The sequence below is a fragment of the Nonomuraea sp. NPDC005692 genome (assembly GCF_040631115.1).
GTDB lineage: Bacteria > Actinomycetota > Actinomycetes > Streptosporangiales > Streptosporangiaceae > Nonomuraea.
The window spans coordinates 347,791-364,359 of sequence record NZ_JBEXYU010000004.1 but is presented as its reverse complement, the minus strand read 5'-3'; the positions used below and the strand labels follow the sequence as shown (position 1 = coordinate 364,359).

At 72.9% G+C, this 16,569-nt stretch carries 16 protein-coding genes and 1 pseudogene; 10 read left to right on the top strand and 7 right to left on the bottom strand.

Annotation, left to right across the window (positions count from 1 at the left end):
• The first annotated feature begins 28 nt into the window (after positions 1-28).
• Positions 29-1,387: a S8 family serine peptidase gene (locus ABZ459_RS12290; protein ID WP_357969322.1), complete on the top strand. Its 1,359-nt coding sequence runs from the start codon at positions 29-31 to the stop codon at positions 1,385-1,387.
• A 46-nt stretch (positions 1,388-1,433) separates the two neighbouring features.
• On the opposite strand, the gene ABZ459_RS12285 is transcribed toward ABZ459_RS12290, so the two are convergent.
• Both ABZ459_RS12285 and ABZ459_RS12280 read right to left on the bottom strand, forming a co-directional pair.
• Complete coding sequence (locus ABZ459_RS12285) at positions 1,434-2,159, bottom strand: ABC transporter permease (protein WP_357969319.1); 726 nt, start codon at positions 2,157-2,159, stop codon at positions 1,434-1,436.
• Positions 2,159-2,896: an ATP-binding cassette domain-containing protein gene (locus ABZ459_RS12280; RefSeq protein WP_357969316.1), complete on the bottom strand. Its 738-nt coding sequence runs from the start codon at positions 2,894-2,896 to the stop codon at positions 2,159-2,161. Before ABZ459_RS12280 ends, ABZ459_RS12285 begins: the two co-directional genes overlap by 1 nt.
• Positions 2,897-2,962: 66 nt before the next feature.
• Here ABZ459_RS12280 and ABZ459_RS12275 point away from each other — a divergent pair, with 66 nt between their 5' ends.
• On the top strand, positions 2,963-3,667 hold the full coding sequence (locus tag ABZ459_RS12275) for a TetR family transcriptional regulator (protein ID WP_357969313.1): 705 nt from the start codon (positions 2,963-2,965) through the stop codon (positions 3,665-3,667).
• Here the strand turns inward: ABZ459_RS12275 and ABZ459_RS12270 are convergent.
• Positions 3,596-3,904 (bottom strand): DUF4190 domain-containing protein, encoded by a 309-nt coding sequence (locus ABZ459_RS12270; protein ID WP_357969310.1) that lies wholly within the window; start codon positions 3,902-3,904, stop codon positions 3,596-3,598. The two genes, ABZ459_RS12275 and ABZ459_RS12270, sit on opposite strands and share 72 nt — an antisense overlap.
• 118 nt (positions 3,905-4,022) lie before the next feature.
• Between ABZ459_RS12270 and ABZ459_RS12265 the strand changes: the two genes are divergently transcribed.
• On the top strand, positions 4,023-4,814 hold the full coding sequence (locus ABZ459_RS12265; RefSeq protein ID WP_357969307.1) for an ion transporter: 792 nt from the start codon (positions 4,023-4,025) through the stop codon (positions 4,812-4,814).
• Between the two features lie 74 nt (positions 4,815-4,888).
• On the opposite strand, the pseudogene ABZ459_RS12260 reads toward ABZ459_RS12265, so the two are convergent.
• Positions 4,889-5,719, bottom strand: a pseudogene (locus ABZ459_RS12260) (low temperature requirement protein A); the annotation flags it as partial.
• Between the two features lie 2 nt (positions 5,720-5,721).
• Positions 5,722-6,336, bottom strand: a complete 615-nt coding sequence (rpsD, locus tag ABZ459_RS12255) for a 30S ribosomal protein S4 (protein WP_357969663.1) — start codon at positions 6,334-6,336, stop codon at positions 5,722-5,724.
• Positions 6,337-6,403: 67 nt separating this feature from the next.
• Here rpsD and ABZ459_RS12250 point away from each other — a divergent pair, with 67 nt between their 5' ends.
• From ABZ459_RS12250 to ABZ459_RS12235, 4 genes are all read left to right on the top strand, one after another.
• Entirely contained in the window at positions 6,404-7,105 is a 702-nt protein-coding gene (locus ABZ459_RS12250) for a DUF2470 domain-containing protein (RefSeq protein WP_357969304.1), read from the top strand.
• A 79-nt stretch (positions 7,106-7,184) separates the two neighbouring features.
• Positions 7,185-7,781 (top strand): hypothetical protein, encoded by a 597-nt coding sequence (locus ABZ459_RS12245; RefSeq protein ID WP_357969301.1) that lies wholly within the window; start codon positions 7,185-7,187, stop codon positions 7,779-7,781.
• Between the two features lie 110 nt (positions 7,782-7,891).
• On the top strand, positions 7,892-8,188 hold the full coding sequence (locus ABZ459_RS12240) for a hypothetical protein (protein WP_357969298.1): 297 nt from the start codon (positions 7,892-7,894) through the stop codon (positions 8,186-8,188).
• The gene (locus ABZ459_RS12235; protein WP_357969295.1) at positions 8,185-9,495 is read left to right on the top strand and encodes a hypothetical protein; all 1,311 of its coding nucleotides are present in this window, start codon (positions 8,185-8,187) and stop codon (positions 9,493-9,495) included. Before ABZ459_RS12240 ends, ABZ459_RS12235 begins: the two co-directional genes overlap by 4 nt.
• An 18-nt stretch (positions 9,496-9,513) precedes the next feature.
• On the opposite strand, the gene ABZ459_RS12230 is transcribed toward ABZ459_RS12235, so the two are convergent.
• Complete coding sequence (locus ABZ459_RS12230) at positions 9,514-10,146, bottom strand: TetR/AcrR family transcriptional regulator C-terminal domain-containing protein (RefSeq protein WP_357969292.1); 633 nt, start codon at positions 10,144-10,146, stop codon at positions 9,514-9,516.
• 52 nt (positions 10,147-10,198) lie between these two features.
• Between ABZ459_RS12230 and ABZ459_RS12225 the strand changes: the two genes are divergently transcribed.
• Positions 10,199-11,773: an ATP-binding cassette domain-containing protein gene (locus ABZ459_RS12225; RefSeq protein WP_357969289.1), complete on the top strand. Its 1,575-nt coding sequence runs from the start codon at positions 10,199-10,201 to the stop codon at positions 11,771-11,773.
• Here ABZ459_RS12225 and ABZ459_RS12220 read toward each other — a convergent pair.
• A complete protein-coding gene (locus ABZ459_RS12220; protein ID WP_357969286.1) occupies positions 11,770-12,981 on the bottom strand; it encodes an ROK family transcriptional regulator in 1,212 nt (403 codons plus the stop codon). The two genes, ABZ459_RS12225 and ABZ459_RS12220, sit on opposite strands and share 4 nt — an antisense overlap.
• A gap of 140 nt (positions 12,982-13,121) precedes the next feature.
• Between ABZ459_RS12220 and zwf the strand changes: the two genes are divergently transcribed.
• A complete protein-coding gene (gene zwf / locus ABZ459_RS12215) occupies positions 13,122-14,600 on the top strand; it encodes a glucose-6-phosphate dehydrogenase (RefSeq protein WP_357969284.1) in 1,479 nt (492 codons plus the stop codon).
• Positions 14,597-16,540, top strand: coding sequence for a phosphogluconate dehydratase (edd, locus tag ABZ459_RS12210; protein ID WP_357969282.1), 1,944 nt, complete (start codon positions 14,597-14,599; stop codon positions 16,538-16,540). Before zwf ends, edd begins: the two co-directional genes overlap by 4 nt.
• The last annotated feature ends 29 nt before the right edge of the window (positions 16,541-16,569 follow it).

Below are 16,569 nucleotides of genomic sequence, written 5' to 3'. Positions count from 1 at the left end.
TTGCCCCCATTACGTTCGGTGGTGACTCATGCGGGTCCTGATCCAGCTCCGTCCCTCCCCCGATCTGGTCGCGGCGGTCGCCGACCCCGGCCAGACCGCCACCACGGCCGACGTCGCCGACGGCCTGCCCGGCGTCGAACTCGACACGGGCTTCACACCGGTCGCCGTGCCGAGGCCGGTCCCCGCGGCCGGCGGCGATCCCCTCTCCCTCCACCAGCCCCTCGACTTCTCGCTGGCCGCCGAGGACGCCTCCGTGCTCGTCCGCGGCACGATCTCCGACGACGAGCTGACCTCGCGGGTCACGCTGCTGCCCACGCTGCGCCCCGACGTCGTCGGGGTGTTCGCCGACCCGGTGATCGAGTCCAGCCTGACCTGCGGCGGCGATCCGCCGGTGGGCGACTGGCACGACGTCGAGCGCCTGCTGAACGTGGCCGGGCTGCACGCCGAAGGGCTCGACGGCGCCGGGGTGGCGCTGGCCGTCCTGGACACCGGCATCAACGCCGCGCACGTGGCCCGCCAGCTCGGCCGCGGCGTCACGCTGGACGCCGAGCGGAGCTGGAGCCCCTCCGGCGTCACCGGCCGGGCCGGCCAGTTCGAGGTCGACCACGGCACGATGTGCGCCTTCGACGCGCTCATCGCGGCGCCGCAGGCGTCCCTGATCGACGTCCCGCTGCTGCGGTCGGCCCGGCCGGGCGGCTCGGCGCTCGACGGCCTGCTGTCGGACGCGGTGGCCGCCTTCACGCACCTGCGCACGGTGCTGGAGGCCCAGCCCGTGGCGTCCAGGTCGCTGGTGGTGAGCAACTCGTGGGGGTCGTTCTCCCCCGAGTGGGACTTCCCCGTGGGGCATCCCGGCAACTACTCCGACAACGCCGCCCACCCGTTCAACCTGGTCGTGGCCAGTCTCGACCGGGCGGGCGCGGACGTGCTGTTCGCGGCGGGCAACTGCGGCAGGCAGTGCCCCGACGGCCGGTGCGCCTTCCCCAACCGGCCCATCGGAGGCGCCAACTCCCATCCCAAGGCGTTGTCGATCGGCGGGGTCGACGTCAACGGCGAGCGGGTGGGCTACTCCTCGCAGGGGCCGGGGCGGCTGACCGCGCGCAAGCCCGACGTGTGCGCGTACACGCACTTCTCGGGGTCGCGGGCGTTCGGCGACGGCGAGCCGGACACGGGCACCTCGGCGGCGACGCCGGTGGCCGCCGGGCTGGTGGCCGCGGTGCGCACCCGGTGGCCGGCCGCCAAGCTGTCGCCGGCGCAGCTGCGGGCACTGCTGCGGCGCACCGCCGAGGACCGCAGCGAGGTGGGCTTCGACTACGACTACGGCTACGGGACGGTCGATCCGGCGGGCATCCTGGCCGCGCTGCACCGGCGGACCAGAGCCGCGGCCTGAGCGCGGCCCTGGGCACGGGCGGGCGGGCCGTCCCGGAGCGGCCCGCTCACGCGGTCTCCCGGTTGAACACGCGGGCCCCCACGGTCAGGCCGACCGCGGCCAGCACGACCGTGACGGCCACGCCGAGCCCGACCGTGCCGGTGGCGTAGTGGCCGGCGAACAGGTCGCGCAGCGCCTCCAGGACGTACCTGAAGGGGCTGAGGTGCGACAGCGCGTCCAGCCAGCCGGGCGCCATCGACATCGGCAGGAAGGCGCCCGACAGCAGCACCAGCGGGATGACCGCCGTCGACATCACCGGCGCGAAGAGCTGCTCGCCGATGGTCAGCGCGACGGCGTACGACAGGGCGGCCAGGCTCGCCCCCAGCACCACGACCAGCACGAACCCGGCCGCGAGCCCGGCGAAGGGCACCCGCATCCCGAAGGCGAACCCGACGGCCAGCACCATCGCCGTCTGGACGGCCATCGTCACGACGTTGTCGAGCACCCGGCCGAGCAGCAGGGCCAGGCGGCTGGCCGGGGTGACGCGCAGCCGTTCCAGCACGCCGAAGCGCCTGTCGAAGACCACCCCGAACCCGGCCAGCCCCATGCTCATCAGGCCGAGCTGGACGATCAGCCCCGGCACCAGCACCTCCCAGGTGCCGAACGTGGCGAAGATCGGCCCGAACAGCACCAGGAACAGCAGCGGCTGGACGGCGCCGAAGACGATGCCGAGCTTCTGTCGCAGGGTGGCGCGCAGGGAGTGGCGGAACAGCACCCAGGTGTCGCGCAGCATCAGACCCCCGCCTCCTCGCGCAGCGACCGGCCGGTGATGTCGAGGAACGCCTCGTCGAGCGTGCGGCCCGCCTTGAGCTCGGCCGGGGTGCCCGCGGCGGCGATCCGGCCGTCGTCGATGATCAGCAGCCGGTCGCAGAGCGCGTCGGCCTCGTCCAGGTAGTGGGTGGTCAGGAAGATCGTCACGCCGTGCTCCTCGCGCAGGGAGCGGACGTGCTCCCACAGGTTGGCGCGGCTCTGGGGGTCCAGGCCGGTGGTCGGCTCGTCCAGGAAGAGCAGACGGGGGTCGTGCAGCAGGGCGAAGGCGATGTCGAAGCGGCGCCGCTGGCCGCCCGACAACGCGCCGCCCACACGCTCCTCCAGGCCGGCCAGGCCGAGCCGGGCCAGCACCTCGCGGTACCTGGACCTGGACTCGGCCCTGGTCAGGCCGTACAGCATGCCCTGGAGCTCCAGTTGCTCGGCGAGCGGGGCCATGACGTTGACGCCGCCGCCCTGCGAGACGTAGCCGATGCGGCGGCGCACCTCGCGCGGGTCGCCCAGCAGGTCGCGGCCCGCCACGGTGGCGGTGCCCGAGGTGGGGCGGAGCAGGGTCGTCAGCATGCGCATGGTCGTGGTCTTGCCGGCGCCGTTGGGCCCGAGGAAGCCGACGATCTGGCCGGCCTCCACCGAGATGTCGACGCCTTTGACGGCCTCCACGCCGCCGTCGAAGGTCTTGGTCAGACCTGTGGTTCTCAACATGTGATCGCCTCCAAAATTAGGGTAGCCACAATTTTGGAGTCACTGCAAGTTCGGTATCATGGCGACATGGAAGAGGGGCTGCGGGAGCGCAAGAAGCGGGAGACCAGGCAGCGCATCGCGGACGTGGCGATGGGCCTGTTCATGACGCGCGGGTTCGACCCCGTGACGGTGGCCGAGATCGCCCGCACCGCGGACGTGTCCGTCAACACGGTGTTCAACTACTTCCCGACCAAGGAAGACCTGTTCGCCGACCGGCAGGAGCTGGTGACCGACCTGCCGCAGCAGGTGGTGCGCGGGCGGCGGCCCGGGGAGAGCGTGGCACGGGCCTTCCGGCGCGACTTCCTGGAGGCCCTCGACTCACGCCACTGGCGCTACGGCCTCAACGAGGGCGGCGACGTGTTCGCCCGCATCGTCAACGGCAGCCCGTCACTGGTGGCCAAGCTGCGCGAGCTGCACGTCGCGCGGGAGCGGGCACTGGCCCGCGCCCTGGCCGACGAGCTCGACGCCGACCCCGACGACCTGACCCCGCAGATGGTGGCGACGCACATCCTCGGCACGACCAGGATCCTCACCACGCACGCGGTGACCCGGATGCTGGCCGGCGAGAGCTGGGAGACGATCGCGCCCGACCTGCGGGCCCAGGCCACGGCGGCCTTCGACCTGCTGGAGTCGGGCATCGGAGACTACTGCGTGCGGGCCTCAGCCGGAGAAGACGGCCGACAGGACGCCGGCCCCGAGCCCGAGGACCATGAACACGCCCCCGAGGATTAGCAGGATGCTGGCGATCATGCCGCAGATGCGGCCGGCCTGCACCGCGCCGCGGTTGTCGTAGGCGTAGCCGCTGGCGTCGATCTCCTTGAGCGCCTTGTTGCCCATCGACCAGGCGAAGGGGCCGAGGATGCCGCAGACCACCAGGCTGAGGATGCCGAGCACGAGGATCGTGGTGCCGTTGGGGTGACTCTGGGGCGGCGGCCCGTAATAGGACGGACCGTAGTTCGGATACGACATGCCCCTTGCGCCCCCTTGCCCCGGTGACTGTCAGGTGCGATTTATACCACAGGCGCCTCCTTGATCATGTTGCTGCATCATGGAACGGCACATGACCGATCTTTAGGAGCTTGCCCCCGTGCGTGAACGCGTCCGTGCCCTCCTCGCCGACCGGCGTTTCCAGCGCTTCATCGTCGGCGTCATCCTGGTCAACGCGGCCACCCTCGGCCTGGAGACCGTTCCCGCCGTCGTCGGGGAGTTCGGCCACCTGCTGGTCGCGATCGACCACGTCGCCCTCTACATCTTCGTGGCCGAGCTGCTGGCCAAGATCTACGTCGAGCGTTCGGCGTTCGTGCGCGACCCGTGGAACCTGTTCGACACCCTGATCGTGGGCATCGCCCTGGTCCCGGCGACCGGCGGGCTGTCGGTGCTGCGCTCGCTGCGCATCCTGCGGGCCCTGCGGCTGCTGTCGGTGGTGCCGAGCCTGCGCCGTGTGGTCTCGGCGCTGCTGCGCGCCCTGCCCGGGATGAGCTCGATCGTGCTGCTGCTCTCCCTGGTCCTGTACGTCGCCGCCGTCATGGCCACCAAGCTGTACGGCGGCGACTCCCCCGAGCGCTTCGGCAGCCTGCCGACCTCGCTGTTCACCCTCTACCAGACGATGACCGGGGACGACTGGGGCAACATCGCCCGCGAGGTGATGGGCGCCCACCCCACGGCCTGGATCTTCTTCACCATCTTCATCCTGGTCTGCACGTTCGTCGTGCTGAACCTGTTCATGGCGGTCGTGGTCAGCGCCATGGACGAGGAGTCGGCCGAGGAGCGCGCCGCGCTGGAGCAGGACAACAACCTGCACACCCAGCGCATCCTGGAGGAGCTGAGCGCCCTGCGCCGCGAGGTCGCCGAGCTACGCCGGCAGGACGTCGCCGGCTGAGCGCACCTGGTCAGAATGCTCGGAGCCGGTCCGGCCGGGCCGGTAGACCAGCCGCCACAGGGCCACCGCCACCCGGCGCGCAGGGCCACGCCGAGCACGGCCGAGGCGGCGCAGTACAGCGCCAGCCCGCCGCCCAGCACCCACCCGGTGCCGTGGTGCAGGGACTGCGCCGGCTCGGCGGCGACGACGCCGAGCCCGGCCGCCGTGGCCGTCAGCCCGGCGGTCATGGCGAAGTGCGCGGGCAGCGCGACGTACGGCGGCAGGCCGCGCTCGGCGGCCCCCGGCACGGTGGTCAGGCCGTACTGGAAGGTCAGCCACCACAGGGCGACGATCAGCCCGAACCCGGCCGCGGCGGCGACGGCGAGTTCCGGCCCCCACGAGTGGCCCGAGGCCGAGACGACGACCTGCATGACCGCCTCGCCCAGCACGATGATCACGAACAGGCCGTAGCGCGTCGAGCCGTCGGCCCAGATGGAGGCGACCCAGGGGAACAGCCCGGCGCCGAGCTGGGCCGCCGGCCAGGCCGTCATGATCGTGCCGGCGTGCTGGATCGACCGGGAGGCGCTGATCCGGCAGACGATGTACGCCGCGATGAACCACCCGTCGTGCGTGCCGGCCGCCCTGTCGATCTCGTGGGCCACGTCGGGCGCGGCGGCGGCCATCACCGCGATGCCGAACATGCCGACCAGCATGCTGCGCACCCGGGTCCGGCCGGCCCGGACGTTGGAGTAGAGCGTCAAGGACGTCCAGACGCTCCACACCGCGTAGCAGAGCACCACGAACAGGACGACGTTCGTCCAGGTCGGATGCAGCAGCCGGTGGGCGAGCTGGGCGACCGCCACGACGACGACCAGGTCGAAGAACAGCTCCAGCCAGCTCGCGTGGCGCTCTCCCGCTTCAGTCACGGCTAACGAGAATAGAACTCCACCACGAGCTGCTCCTCCACGGGGACCGCGATCTGCTCGCGCTCGGGCCGTTGCAGCAGGGTGACGCGCAGATCGGCGTGGTCGACCGACAGGTAGGCCGCGGTGCGCTCGTCGGCGTACACGCCCTCGGCGGCGGCCACGAAGGGCTGCATCCGGCGTGAGCGCTCCCGCACGGTGATGACCTGGCCGGGTTCGACCAGGTAGCTGGGGATGTCCACCTTGCGGCCGTCCACGGCGATGTGGCCGTGGTTGACGTACTGGCGGGCGGCGTAGATCGACGGGGCCAGGCCGGCTCGCAGGACCAGGGAGGCCAGGCGGGTCTCCAGGATGGTGACCAGCTCGGCGCCCGAGGCGCCCGGCTTGCGCACCGCCAGGTCCCAGTAGCGGCGCAGCTGCCGCTCGGACACGTCGTAGTACCAGCGCAGCTTCTGCTTCTCCATCAGCCGCAGCCCGTAGTCGCCGGTGGTGCGGCGGTTGGTCTTGCGGCCGTGCTCGCCCGGCGGGTAGGGGCGCTGCTCGAAGTAGCGGACGGCTTTCCTGGTCAGCGGGACGCCCGCGCGACGCGACAGTCGCACCTTCGGGCCGGTGTAGCGCACGTTCACCTCAATGTGGTTAGGTAATCCTTACTTAGGTAAGGCTAACCTATCAGTGGATGTGATCTCAATGTTGCCCCTCGCCGAGCGGATCCGTACTCTCGCCTCGACCTCGACGCTGGCCAAGCTCACGGTGGACGGCGCCTGCTCCCCCGCCCGGGGCGGCGTGGACGAGAGCGGCCGCCCGGTTCTGCTGGTCCGGCCCGGCGAACCCCTGCACGGCCTGCGCGAGGACGCCGTGGTCGCGGTGAACCTGACGGCCATGCGGCAGCTCGGCGCGGTGACACATCCGCGGGCGATGATCGAGGTGCACGGGTGGGCGGAGGCCGTGCCGGAGTCGCAGGCCCGCTCCGCGGCGGTGGCGGTGGCCGCGCACAGCGCCGACGAGGGCCTGTTCGAGGCCCTGGAGCGGTACGGCCGCCCCGACGCCCCGCGCCTGCTGCGCCTGGACGTGGCCCAGGTCGTCTACCTGACCGGGCAGGAGTCCGGTCTGCTGGACGCCGACGACTACCTCGGCGCGGCCCCCGACCCGCTGACCGAGACGGCCGAACGGGTGATCGCGCACGTCAACGACTCACACCGGCCGCAGCTCACCGCGGGCGTGGCCAGGCAGCTCGGCGAGGAGCCCGGCGAGGTGTGGTTGTGGGAGCTCGACCGGTACGGCGCCACCGTGCGCGTGGACGAGTCGCTGGTGCGCTTCCCGTGGCCGGTCCCCGCCCGGTCCGGGTTGTGCCTGGAGACGGCGCTGCGCGGGCTGCTGTGCGCCTGTTGATCACGATTGGCACTGAATTTTCCCGCCGGACGTTCGCCACGGGACGACGCATGCCCGCACGTCACTACCATCGGGGTACGTGAGCGGAACCCATCGATCAGCGACGCGAGCCGCATCCTCCTCACCCGAGGGGGGCGCGCGGCGCGGGCGGGCGCTGATGGCCGCCGGAGTGCTGCTGGGCACGCTCATGCTGGCCACCGCGGGGGCGCTCATGGGTGACGCGTTCAACTCGCCGGACCTCGACCCGGTGCACTGGCCGCACGACGCGAGCCGGACCTCCGGGAAGCCGGGGCCCGTCGCCGCCGACTCCTCCCGTCCCGCCGCGGTGCGGTCGGAACGCGCCGCCGTCGCCTCCGGTCCTGTCGCCACCACGCCCGCCAAGACCGCCACGGGGCCCACGGTGGCCGGCGCCGCGCCCACCGCGGGCCGTTCCGGCACCACCGGTTCGACGCCGCCGGCCGTCCATCCGGAGGGCGGGCGGGGGACGCGCCGCCCGCACTCGGCCACCCCGCGCCCCGACGCCACCCCGACGCCGGCGCCCTCGCACGGCTCCCGGCCCGGCCCCGAGCCGACGCCGTCCCGGAGCACGGACCCGGCGGCGAGCACCCCGCCGTCCCACCCGCACGGCACCCCGCCGGGCCACCGGCCGTCCAGGACCCACGGCCCCCGGCGCTGACCCGGCGGAAAACCTCGGGCATGCGCCGGTAGACGGGCGTTCACCCGGTTGTTGATCATCCGTCGCCGGCGGCCCGTAGGGTGGGCTCCCCATCGGGGGGACGGAGGGCGATGACGCGGGAGTTCTGGGCGGACGACACGTCGCTGGCCAACGCGGCGCACGCCATGGACGAGTCCGCGGACCTGTTCGGGCGGCACGTGGACACGCTGCTGGGCCGCCTGGCGGGCGGCGGACGCTCTCCGTGGGGCATCGGCGTGGTCGGCATGGCCGTGGACGAGGTCAACCTCCTGGTCGGCGAGGCGTGCGCGCGGCTGCACGAGAGCATGGCCAGCGCCGGGGCGGGCCTGCGGGACATGGCCGCCGTACGCCGCGCCGCCGAGCGGGCGACGGTGATCGACGCTTCATGACGGTGATGCTGCCGCCCCAACTGGAGATCGCCTTCCAGGCGCTCGGCGTGCCCTGGCCCACGCAGGACGAGGACGGGCTGCGCGCCGGCGCGGCGGCCTACCGTGAATGCGCGGCGGCGCTCGCCGTCCAGGTGACGCCGCTGGTGCGCGAGTCGCTCGGCCGGGCCGCCGGCGGCAACGCGGGCCTGCACATGGAGGCGGTGGCCGCGTTCTGGGACGAGCTGGACCGGGAAGACGACCGCTCCGGCCACCTGTCCAGGCTGGCCACGACCCTGCACGTCCTGGCCGACGGGCACGAGGCCGCGGCGCGGCTGGTGGAGGCGCTGAAGGCGGTGCTCGTCGCGCTCGCCGCCGGGGTGGTCGCCGTCCTGATCTGGGCGGTGGCGGCGGCCGCGGTGAGCGGTGGGGCGGCGGCCCTCCAGGCCAGGTCCGCGCTCCTGTCGCTGCGGGCCGCGGCCACGCGTTTCTGCCGGACCTTCGTCCGCGAGCTGGAGCGCTTCTTCGCCCGCGACCTGGCCACCGGGGTGCGGACGCTCCTGCACCCCGTGCTCCACGCCCGCAAGGCGCGGACCGTGACGAGGGAGCGGGCGGCCGGCCGGCCGGTCGGCGCCGCCGAACGCGACCTGCTGGCCCGGCTGAGCCGGGTACGGGAGAAGGACGTCGTCCCGTACCCGCACGCCGGTGACGACGGCGTCTACCTGATCACCTTCGACGACGGCGGCCACGTGATCTACAAGCTGGCCCCCGCCCGCAGCCCCCGGGAGACGGTGCCCAGGTCGGGCATGCCGCGCCGCGAGGCCGAGTCGTACCGGTTCAGCGAGCGCCTGGGCTGGGACCTCGTGCCGCCCACGACGACCTGGGACGGCCCGTACGGGCACGGCTCGGTGCAGCTGTGGGTGGAGAACGCGCGCGGCGGCCGCATGCGCGGCGTGCCGGAGATCCAGCGCGAGCGCGCGGCCGTCTTCGACTACGTCATCGGCAGCCTGGACCGGCACTCGGAGAACTACCTGACCGACGAGGCCGGCGGCCTGCGGCTGATCGACAACGCGCTGTCCCATCCGCGCTCGCACACCCGGGCCATGCGCTCGCCGTTCCTCGTGGCCTACCGGGACGAGCCGCTCAGCCCCGGGGTCGTCGCCGACCTGCGGGCGCTGGACCTGGAGGAGGAGACCCGGCTGCTGCGCGAGTCCGGGTTCGGGCACCGGGAGATCAGGGGCAGGCTCCGGCGGCTGCAGGAGCTGCGGGAGCACGGCATGATCACCTCGTCGGCGTGGCGCGGTCACATCCAGTCCGGCGACAGCTGGTGACGGCGGCCTCCGGCCGGTTCACCCCTCGCCGGCGTCGGGCGTCATGCCGCGCAGCAGGTAGCCGAGGCCGGTGTTGAAGGTGGCGTCCCAGTCGTGGCCGAGGCCGTGCTCGGCCAGCGCCGGGTAGCTGGCGGCCCGCTCGCGCAGGAACGCGTCGGTGTCGAGCCGGTCGCGGCGCTGCCAGGTGACCTGCATGATGACCGAGCCCATGACGTAGTTGGACAGGCTGTAGGCGGCCTGCGGGCCGTCCAGGCCGGCCCCGGACAGGGTGCGGTAGAGGAACTCGGTGCGTTCCAGGGCGTTGGGGCCCATGAGCGGGCGGTCGAGGATGGTGGCCGACCAGGGGTGGCGCAGCAGGGCGGCGCGCCAGCCGGCCATCAGGTCGCGCGCGGCGGCCCGCCAGCCGGCGTGCCCGCCGGGGAGCGGCACCTCGCCGAAGACGGCGTCGAGCGCCAGGTCCAGGACGTCCTCCTTGGTCCGGACGTGCCAGTAAAGGGTGGTCGAGCCCGTGTCGAGGCGCTCGGCCAGGCGGCGCATGGTCAGCCCGGCCACGCCCTCCTCGTCGAGCAGCGCGACGGCCTCGGCGACGATCCGGTCGAGCGTCAGCCTCGGCTTGGCGTCCTTGCGGGGGCGCACCCATACGTTGTCCACCCGATGGATAATACGTTGTACGCGAACCGGATCGATGGTCTAGTAATAGAACATGGGTCATATCGAGGTGAGCGGCGTGACGTACCTCCTGCCGGACGGGCGTCCGCTGCTGCTGGAGGCGTCGTTCAAGGTGGGCGACGGCGCCAAGGCGGCGCTGGTCGGCCCCAACGGCGCGGGCAAGACGACGCTGCTCCGGCTGATCGCGGGCGACCTGCGGCCCGACGACGGGCGCATCACCACCGGCGGCGGCGTCGGGGTGATGCGGCAGTTCCTCGGCACCGGCAGCGTGCGCGACCTGCTGCTGGGCGTCGCGCCCGCGCGGGTGCGGGCGGCCGCGGCCGAGCTGGCCCGCGCAGAGTCGGCGATCGGGCGGTGCGACGACGAGCCCCGGCAGCTCGCCTACGCCCAGGCCGTCGCCGACTACGCCGACGCGGGCGGCTACGAGCTGGAGGTGGTGTGGGACGTGTGCGCGACCGAGGCGCTCGGGCTGCCCTACGAACAGGTCGCCGGCCGAGGGCTGGCCACGCTGTCCGGCGGCGAGCAGAAGCGGCTGATGCTGGAGGCGCTGCTGCGCGGTCCTGACGAGATCCTGCTGCTCGACGAGCCGGACAACTACCTCGACGTGCCGGCCAAGCAGTGGCTGGAGCGGGCGGTCAGAAGCTCGGCCAAGACCGTGCTGCTGGTCTCGCACGACCGGCGGCTGCTGGCCGAGGCGGCCGACCGCGTCGTCACCGTCGAGGGGCGCGAGGTGTGGGTGCACGGCGGCGGCTTCGCCGGTTACGCCGAGGCGCGCAGGCGGCGCGGCGAGCGTCTGGAGGAGCGGCGGCGGCGCTGGGAGGACGAGCGGGCCCGGCTGCGCCGGCTGGTGCACGTGCTGCGGCAGCGGTCGGCCAACAACGACGCGCTCGCGGGGGCCTACCGGTCGGCGGTGTCCCGGCTGGAGCGCTTCGAGAAGGTGGGGCCGCCGAGCCGGCCGCCGAAGGAGCAGAACGTACGGATGCGGCTGCGCGGCGGGCGTACCGGGAAGCGGGCCGTGACGTGCGAGGATCTGGAGCTGACCGGGCTGGTGCGGCCCTTCTCGGCCGAGGTGGCCTACGGCGAGCGGGTCGGGGTGCTGGGCCTGAACGGCACCGGCAAGAGCCACTTCCTGCGCCTGCTGGCCGGCGAGCCCGTCGCGCACACCGGCGTGGCCCGGCTGGGCGCCCGCGTCGTCCCCGGCCACTTCGCGCAGACCCATCTGCGGCCCGACCTGCACGGGCGGCCCGTCGCCGAGCTGGTGACCGAGACGTTCGCGCTGACCAGGAACGACGCCATGGCCGCGCTGGCCCGCTACGAGCTGGCGCCGGCCGGCGGGCAGCGGTTCGAGACGTTGTCGGGCGGCCAGCAGGCGCGGCTGCAGATCCTGCTGCTGGAGCTGTCGGGGGCGACGCTGCTGCTGCTCGACGAGCCGACCGACAATCTCGACCTGGCCAGCGCGCAGGCGTTGCAGGAGGGGTTGGGCGGCTTCGCGGGAACGGTGCTGGCGGTCACCCACGACCGCTGGTTCGCCGACGACCTGGACCGTCACCTGATCTTCGGCGCGGACGGCGTGGTGCGGGAGAGCCCCGAACCCCGCTGGGACCTCTAGCCGGCGCCGGCCAGGCCGCGCTCGCGGCGCAGCGTCGAGACCGTCATCGTCTCGTCGACCGCCTCGGGCGAGAGCACGGCGTCGAGCACCATCACCGCGCAGCCGCTGATGCCCGCGCCCGCGCCGAGCCGGCTCGGCTCGATGCGCAGCCGCCGGGTGGCCAGGGCGGTGGAGCGGCGGTAGACGACCTCGCGGATGCTCGACACCAGCGGGCCGAACGCCTCGGCCATGTCGCCGCCGAGCACCACGACCGAGGGGTTGAGGATGTTGACCGCCCCGGCCAGCACCTCGCCGATGCGGCGGCCGGCCGTGCGCACGATGGCCATCGTCTCGGCGTCACCGGCGCGCACCAGCGCGGTCACGTCGGCGATGGTCCTGACGTCCTTGCCCGCCTCGCGCAGGTCGCGCAGCAGCGCGGTGCCGCTGGCGACGGAGTCGACGCAGTCGGTGTTGCCGCAGCGGCACAACACGCCGCCGCCGTCGAGCACGGGGATGTGGCCGATCTCGCCGGCCGCGCCGAGCGCGCCGCGCAGGATCTCGCCGCCGGCGATCACGCCCGCGCCGATGCGGGTGGAGACCTTCACGAACATCAGGTCGCCGAGGTCGGGGTAGGCGCCGCGGTGCTCGCCGATGGCCAGCACGTTGACGTCGTTGTCGACGAGCACCGGCACGGGGAAACGCTCGCGGATGATCGGCGGGATGACCACGCCGGTCCACGAGGCCATCACCCGGGCGCTCTCGGTGCGGCCCTGGGCGAACTCGACGGTGGCGGGCACGCCCATGCCGACGCCCCTGACACAGGAGCGGGGGCGGTCGCCGAGCAGCTCGTCCCAGGTGTCCATGAGCAGCGGGAGCACGACGTCGGGGCCCTGCTCGACGTCGATGAAGAAGTCACGGCCGGCCAGCTCGCGGCCGGCCAGGTCGCAGACCGCGACCCGGGTGCGGCTCGCGCCCAGCGCGGCGACCAGGACGACGCCGCCTCCGGCGTTGAACTCCAGCCGGACCGGCGGCCGCCCGCCGGTCGAGGGGGCGTCGGTGCGCTCGACGACCAGGCCGCGGTCGAGCAGCTCGCCCACGCGCAGCTGCACCGCCGGGCGCGACAGACCGGTCACCCGGCCGAGGTCGGCGCGCGTGACGGCCTCACCCGTGCGGATGAGGCGGAGCACCTCGCCACTCGTGGCGAGGGTCGCGGCGGTACGTCGAGGCATCGGCCAAGTGAATCACATGGGCTTCGGTAATGAAAAGTGAAGACTTTTTCATCTCAGATGCCAAAACCCTGCTTGTGCACGACCCAAACTCTCGTTAGTGTCCGTTCTGTCCTTGCTTGGTAGATCAACGGAGCTTCGCCTTGCCCCCCCTCTCGACCGCCAGCCCCGCCCATACCGCCGATCTCGTCGTCTTCGGCGGCACCGGCGACCTGTCCATGCGCAAGCTGATCCCGGCGCTCTACCACAGCGACAGGGACGGCCGGCTGTCCCCCGAGACCCGCGTCATCGCCATGTCCCGGGGCGGGCTGACCGACGCCGACTTCCGCGGCAAGGTGGACGCCGAGGTACGCGACCAGGTCCCCGTGGACGACCCCGCCGTCTGGCAGCGCTTCCTGGGCCGCCTGCACCACGTCTCGGTGGACGTCGGCGGCGAGGACAAGTCGGGCTGGGGCGCGCTGACCAGGCTGCTGGCCGGTCACGAGCAGCGCGACCGGGTGTTCTACCTGGCCAGCCCGCCGATGACGTTCGGCCCCTTCTGCCGCGAGCTGGAGGAGGCCGGCCTGGTCACCCCGCTGTCGCGGGTGGTGCTGGAGAAGCCGCTCGGCCGCGACCTGCCCAGCGCCCAGCGGATCAACGACGAGGTCGGCGCCATCTTCGACGAGCGCCAGATCTTCCGCATCGACCACTACCTGGGCAAGGAGACGGTGCAGAACCTGCTGGTGCTGCGCTTCGCCAACGCGTTCCTGGAGCCGATCTGGAACTCGTTGTGGATCGACCACGTCCAGATCACCGCCGCCGAGACCGTCGGCACGCCGGGACGGCGCGGCTACTACGACCACGCGGGCGCGCTGCGCGACATGGTGCAGAACCACCTGCTCCAGCTCCTCACGCTGACCGCGATGGAGCCGCCGTCGCGCAACGACCGCGAGTCCATCCGGGACGAGAAGGTCAAGGTGCTGCAGTCGCTGCGGCCGATCGTGGGGACCGAGGTGGACCGGTTCACCGTGCGCGGCCAGTACACCGAGGCCGGCGGCATGCCGTCCTACCTGGACGAGCCGGCCTCCACGCCGACGACCGAGGCCTCGCGGCGGGTGGAGACGTTCACCGCGATCCGGGCCGAGATCAAGAACTGGCGCTGGGCGGGGGTGCCGTTCTACCTGCGGACCGGCAAGCGCATGCCGTACCGGCGGTCGGAGATCGTGGTGCAGTTCAAGGACGTGCCGCACTCCATCTTCCCGGGCGGCACGCCGAACCGCCTGGTGTTGCGGCTGCAGCCCGAGGAGGGCATCGAGCTGCACATCATGGCCAAGGAGCCGGGCGCGGGCGAGGTGACGCTGAAGCCGGTGCCGCTGTCGCTCAGCTTCGGCAAGACGTTCACCGCGCGGGTGCCGGAGGCGTACGAGCGGCTGCTGACCGACGTGCTGGCGGGCAACCCGACGCTGTTCATGCGGCGTGACGAGGTGGAGGCGGCCTGGCGCTGGATCGATCCGATCCTGGCAGCCTGGGAGTCCTCCGCCGACCTGCCCGAGCCCTACCCCGCAGGAACCACCGGCCCCGCCGGGGCCCACGAACTGCTCGGCCGCAGCGGTCGCGCCTGGCACGAGGAGGAAGACCTGTGAATTCCGTCATCCAGGAGATCACCGATCGCATCGCCGAGCGCAGCGCGGCCAGCCGTACCGCCTACCTGGCGCGGATCCGGCGCGACGGCGAGGCGGCGCGGGCCAAGGGCCCGGCGCGCGCCCACCTGGGCTGCGCGAACCTGGCGCACGGGTTCGCCGCCGCTTCCGATGAGGACAAGCCCTCGTTGCGAGGCACGGCCAAGCCCGGCGTGGCGATCGTGACCAGCTACAACGACATGCTCTCGGCCCATCAGCCGTACGAGACCTACCCGCCCGAGCTGAAGGCGGCGGTGCGCAGGGCGGGCGGCGTGGCGCAGGTCGCCGGCGGCGTGCCCGCGATGTGCGACGGCATCACGCAGGGCCGCGCCGGCATGGAGCTGTCCCTCTACAGCCGCGACGTGATCGCCATGGCGGCCGCCATCGCGCTGTCGCACGACATGTTCGACTCGTCGCTGCTGCTGGGCGTCTGCGACAAGATCGTGCCGGGCCTGTTCATCGGGGCGCTGCACTTCGGGCACCTGCCGGCGATCTTCGTGCCGGCCGGGCCGATGACCTCCGGCCTGCCGAACAAGGTCAAGGCGCGCACCCGCCAGCTCTTCGCCGAGGGCAAGGTCGGACGGGTGGAGCTGCTGGACGCCGAGGCCAAGTCCTACCACTCCCCCGGCACCTGCACCTTCTACGGCACCGCCAACTCCAACCAGGCGCTGATGGAGGTCATGGGCCTGCACCTGCCCGGCTCGACGTTCGTCAACCCGCACACCGAGCTGCGCCACGCCCTCACCGAGGCGGCCGGCCGCCGCGCGGTGGAGATCACCGCGCACGGCACGGAGTACACGCCGATCGGCGAGCTGGTGGACGAGAAGTCGATCGTGAACGCCTGCGTGGCGCTGCTGGCCACCGGCGGCTCCACCAACCACACGCTGCACCTGGTCGCCATGGCCGCCGCCGCGGGCCTCGTGCTGACCTGGGACGACCTGGCCTGCCTGTCGCGCGTCGTGCCCTCGCTGACCAAGATCTACCCCAACGGCCAGGCGGACGTGAACCACTTCCGCGACGCCGGCGGCATGCAGGTGCTCATCGGCGACCTGCTGGACGAGGGCCTGCTCCACGGCGACGTGCTGACCGTCGCCGGCCCCGGCCTCGACCGCTACCGCGAGGCGCCCTCGCTGGTGGACGGCGAGCTGGTCTGGGAGCCGGTCACGGGCGGCAGCAAGGACCGTGACGTGCTGCGCCCGGTCGCCGAGCCGTTCTCGGCCGACGGCGGGATCCACATGGTCGAGGGCAACCTCGGCCGGGCCGTCAGCAAGGTGTCGGCGGTCAAGCCCGAGCACCTGGTGATCGAGGCCCCGGCCAAGGTGTTCGACGACCAGCTCGACATGCTGCGCGCCTTCGAGGCCGGTGAGCTGGACGGGCAGGACTTCGTGGCCGTCATCCGCTACCAGGGCCCCAGCGCCAACGGCATGCCCGAGCTGCACAAGCTCACGCCGCCGATGGCCGTGCTGCTCGACCGCGGGCAGCGGGTGGCGATCGTCACCGACGGCCGCATGTCGGGCGCGTCGGGCAAGGTGCCCGCGGCCATCCACCTGTCGCCCGAGGCCGCCGACGGCGGCCCGATCGCGATCGTCCGCGACGGCGACGTGATCAGGCTCGACTCGGCCGCCGGGACGCTGGAGCTGCTGGTGCCCGCCGAGGAGCTGGCCCGGCGCACGCCCGAGGGCCGGCCGCTGAGCGACGCGGAGTGGGTCGGCACGGGACGCGAGCTGTTCGCCACGTTCCGCCGCATGGCCGGGCACGCCGAGCAGGGCGCCGGGATCTTCGGGGTGAGCGGCGCCGAGTCGCCGCACCACGGCCCCGGGCTGGGCTTCCCCGCCGAGGCGGGCGCCTCCCACCTGGAGAGCGGCGCGCCCGTGGGCACGCGGGCCGCCGGGCTGGGCCGGTGAGCGTCCGTGGCATGCGTGGTGTCCTTGGC

Bases quoted from the DNA above. Each gene is read 5' to 3' on its own strand.
- ABZ459_RS12275 (WP_357969313.1), top strand. From the start codon at position 2,963: ATGGAAGAGGGGCTGCGGGAGCGCAAGAAGCGGGAGACCAGGCAGCGC.
- ABZ459_RS12250 (WP_357969304.1), top strand. From the start codon at position 6,404: ATGTTGCCCCTCGCCGAGCGGATCCGTACTCTCGCCTCGACCTCGACG.
- ABZ459_RS12280 (WP_357969316.1), bottom strand. From the start codon at position 2,896: ATGTTGAGAACCACAGGTCTGACCAAGACCTTCGACGGCGGCGTGGAG.
- ABZ459_RS12225 (WP_357969289.1), top strand. From the start codon at position 10,199: ATGGGTCATATCGAGGTGAGCGGCGTGACGTACCTCCTGCCGGACGGG.
- ABZ459_RS12270 (WP_357969310.1), bottom strand. From the start codon at position 3,904: ATGTCGTATCCGAACTACGGTCCGTCCTATTACGGGCCGCCGCCCCAG.
- ABZ459_RS12285 (WP_357969319.1), bottom strand. From the start codon at position 2,159: ATGCTGCGCGACACCTGGGTGCTGTTCCGCCACTCCCTGCGCGCCACC.
- ABZ459_RS12290 (WP_357969322.1), top strand. From the start codon at position 29: ATGCGGGTCCTGATCCAGCTCCGTCCCTCCCCCGATCTGGTCGCGGCG.
- ABZ459_RS12240 (WP_357969298.1), top strand. From the start codon at position 7,892: ATGACGCGGGAGTTCTGGGCGGACGACACGTCGCTGGCCAACGCGGCG.
- ABZ459_RS12235 (WP_357969295.1), top strand. From the start codon at position 8,185: ATGACGGTGATGCTGCCGCCCCAACTGGAGATCGCCTTCCAGGCGCTC.
- ABZ459_RS12220 (WP_357969286.1), bottom strand. From the start codon at position 12,981: ATGCCTCGACGTACCGCCGCGACCCTCGCCACGAGTGGCGAGGTGCTC.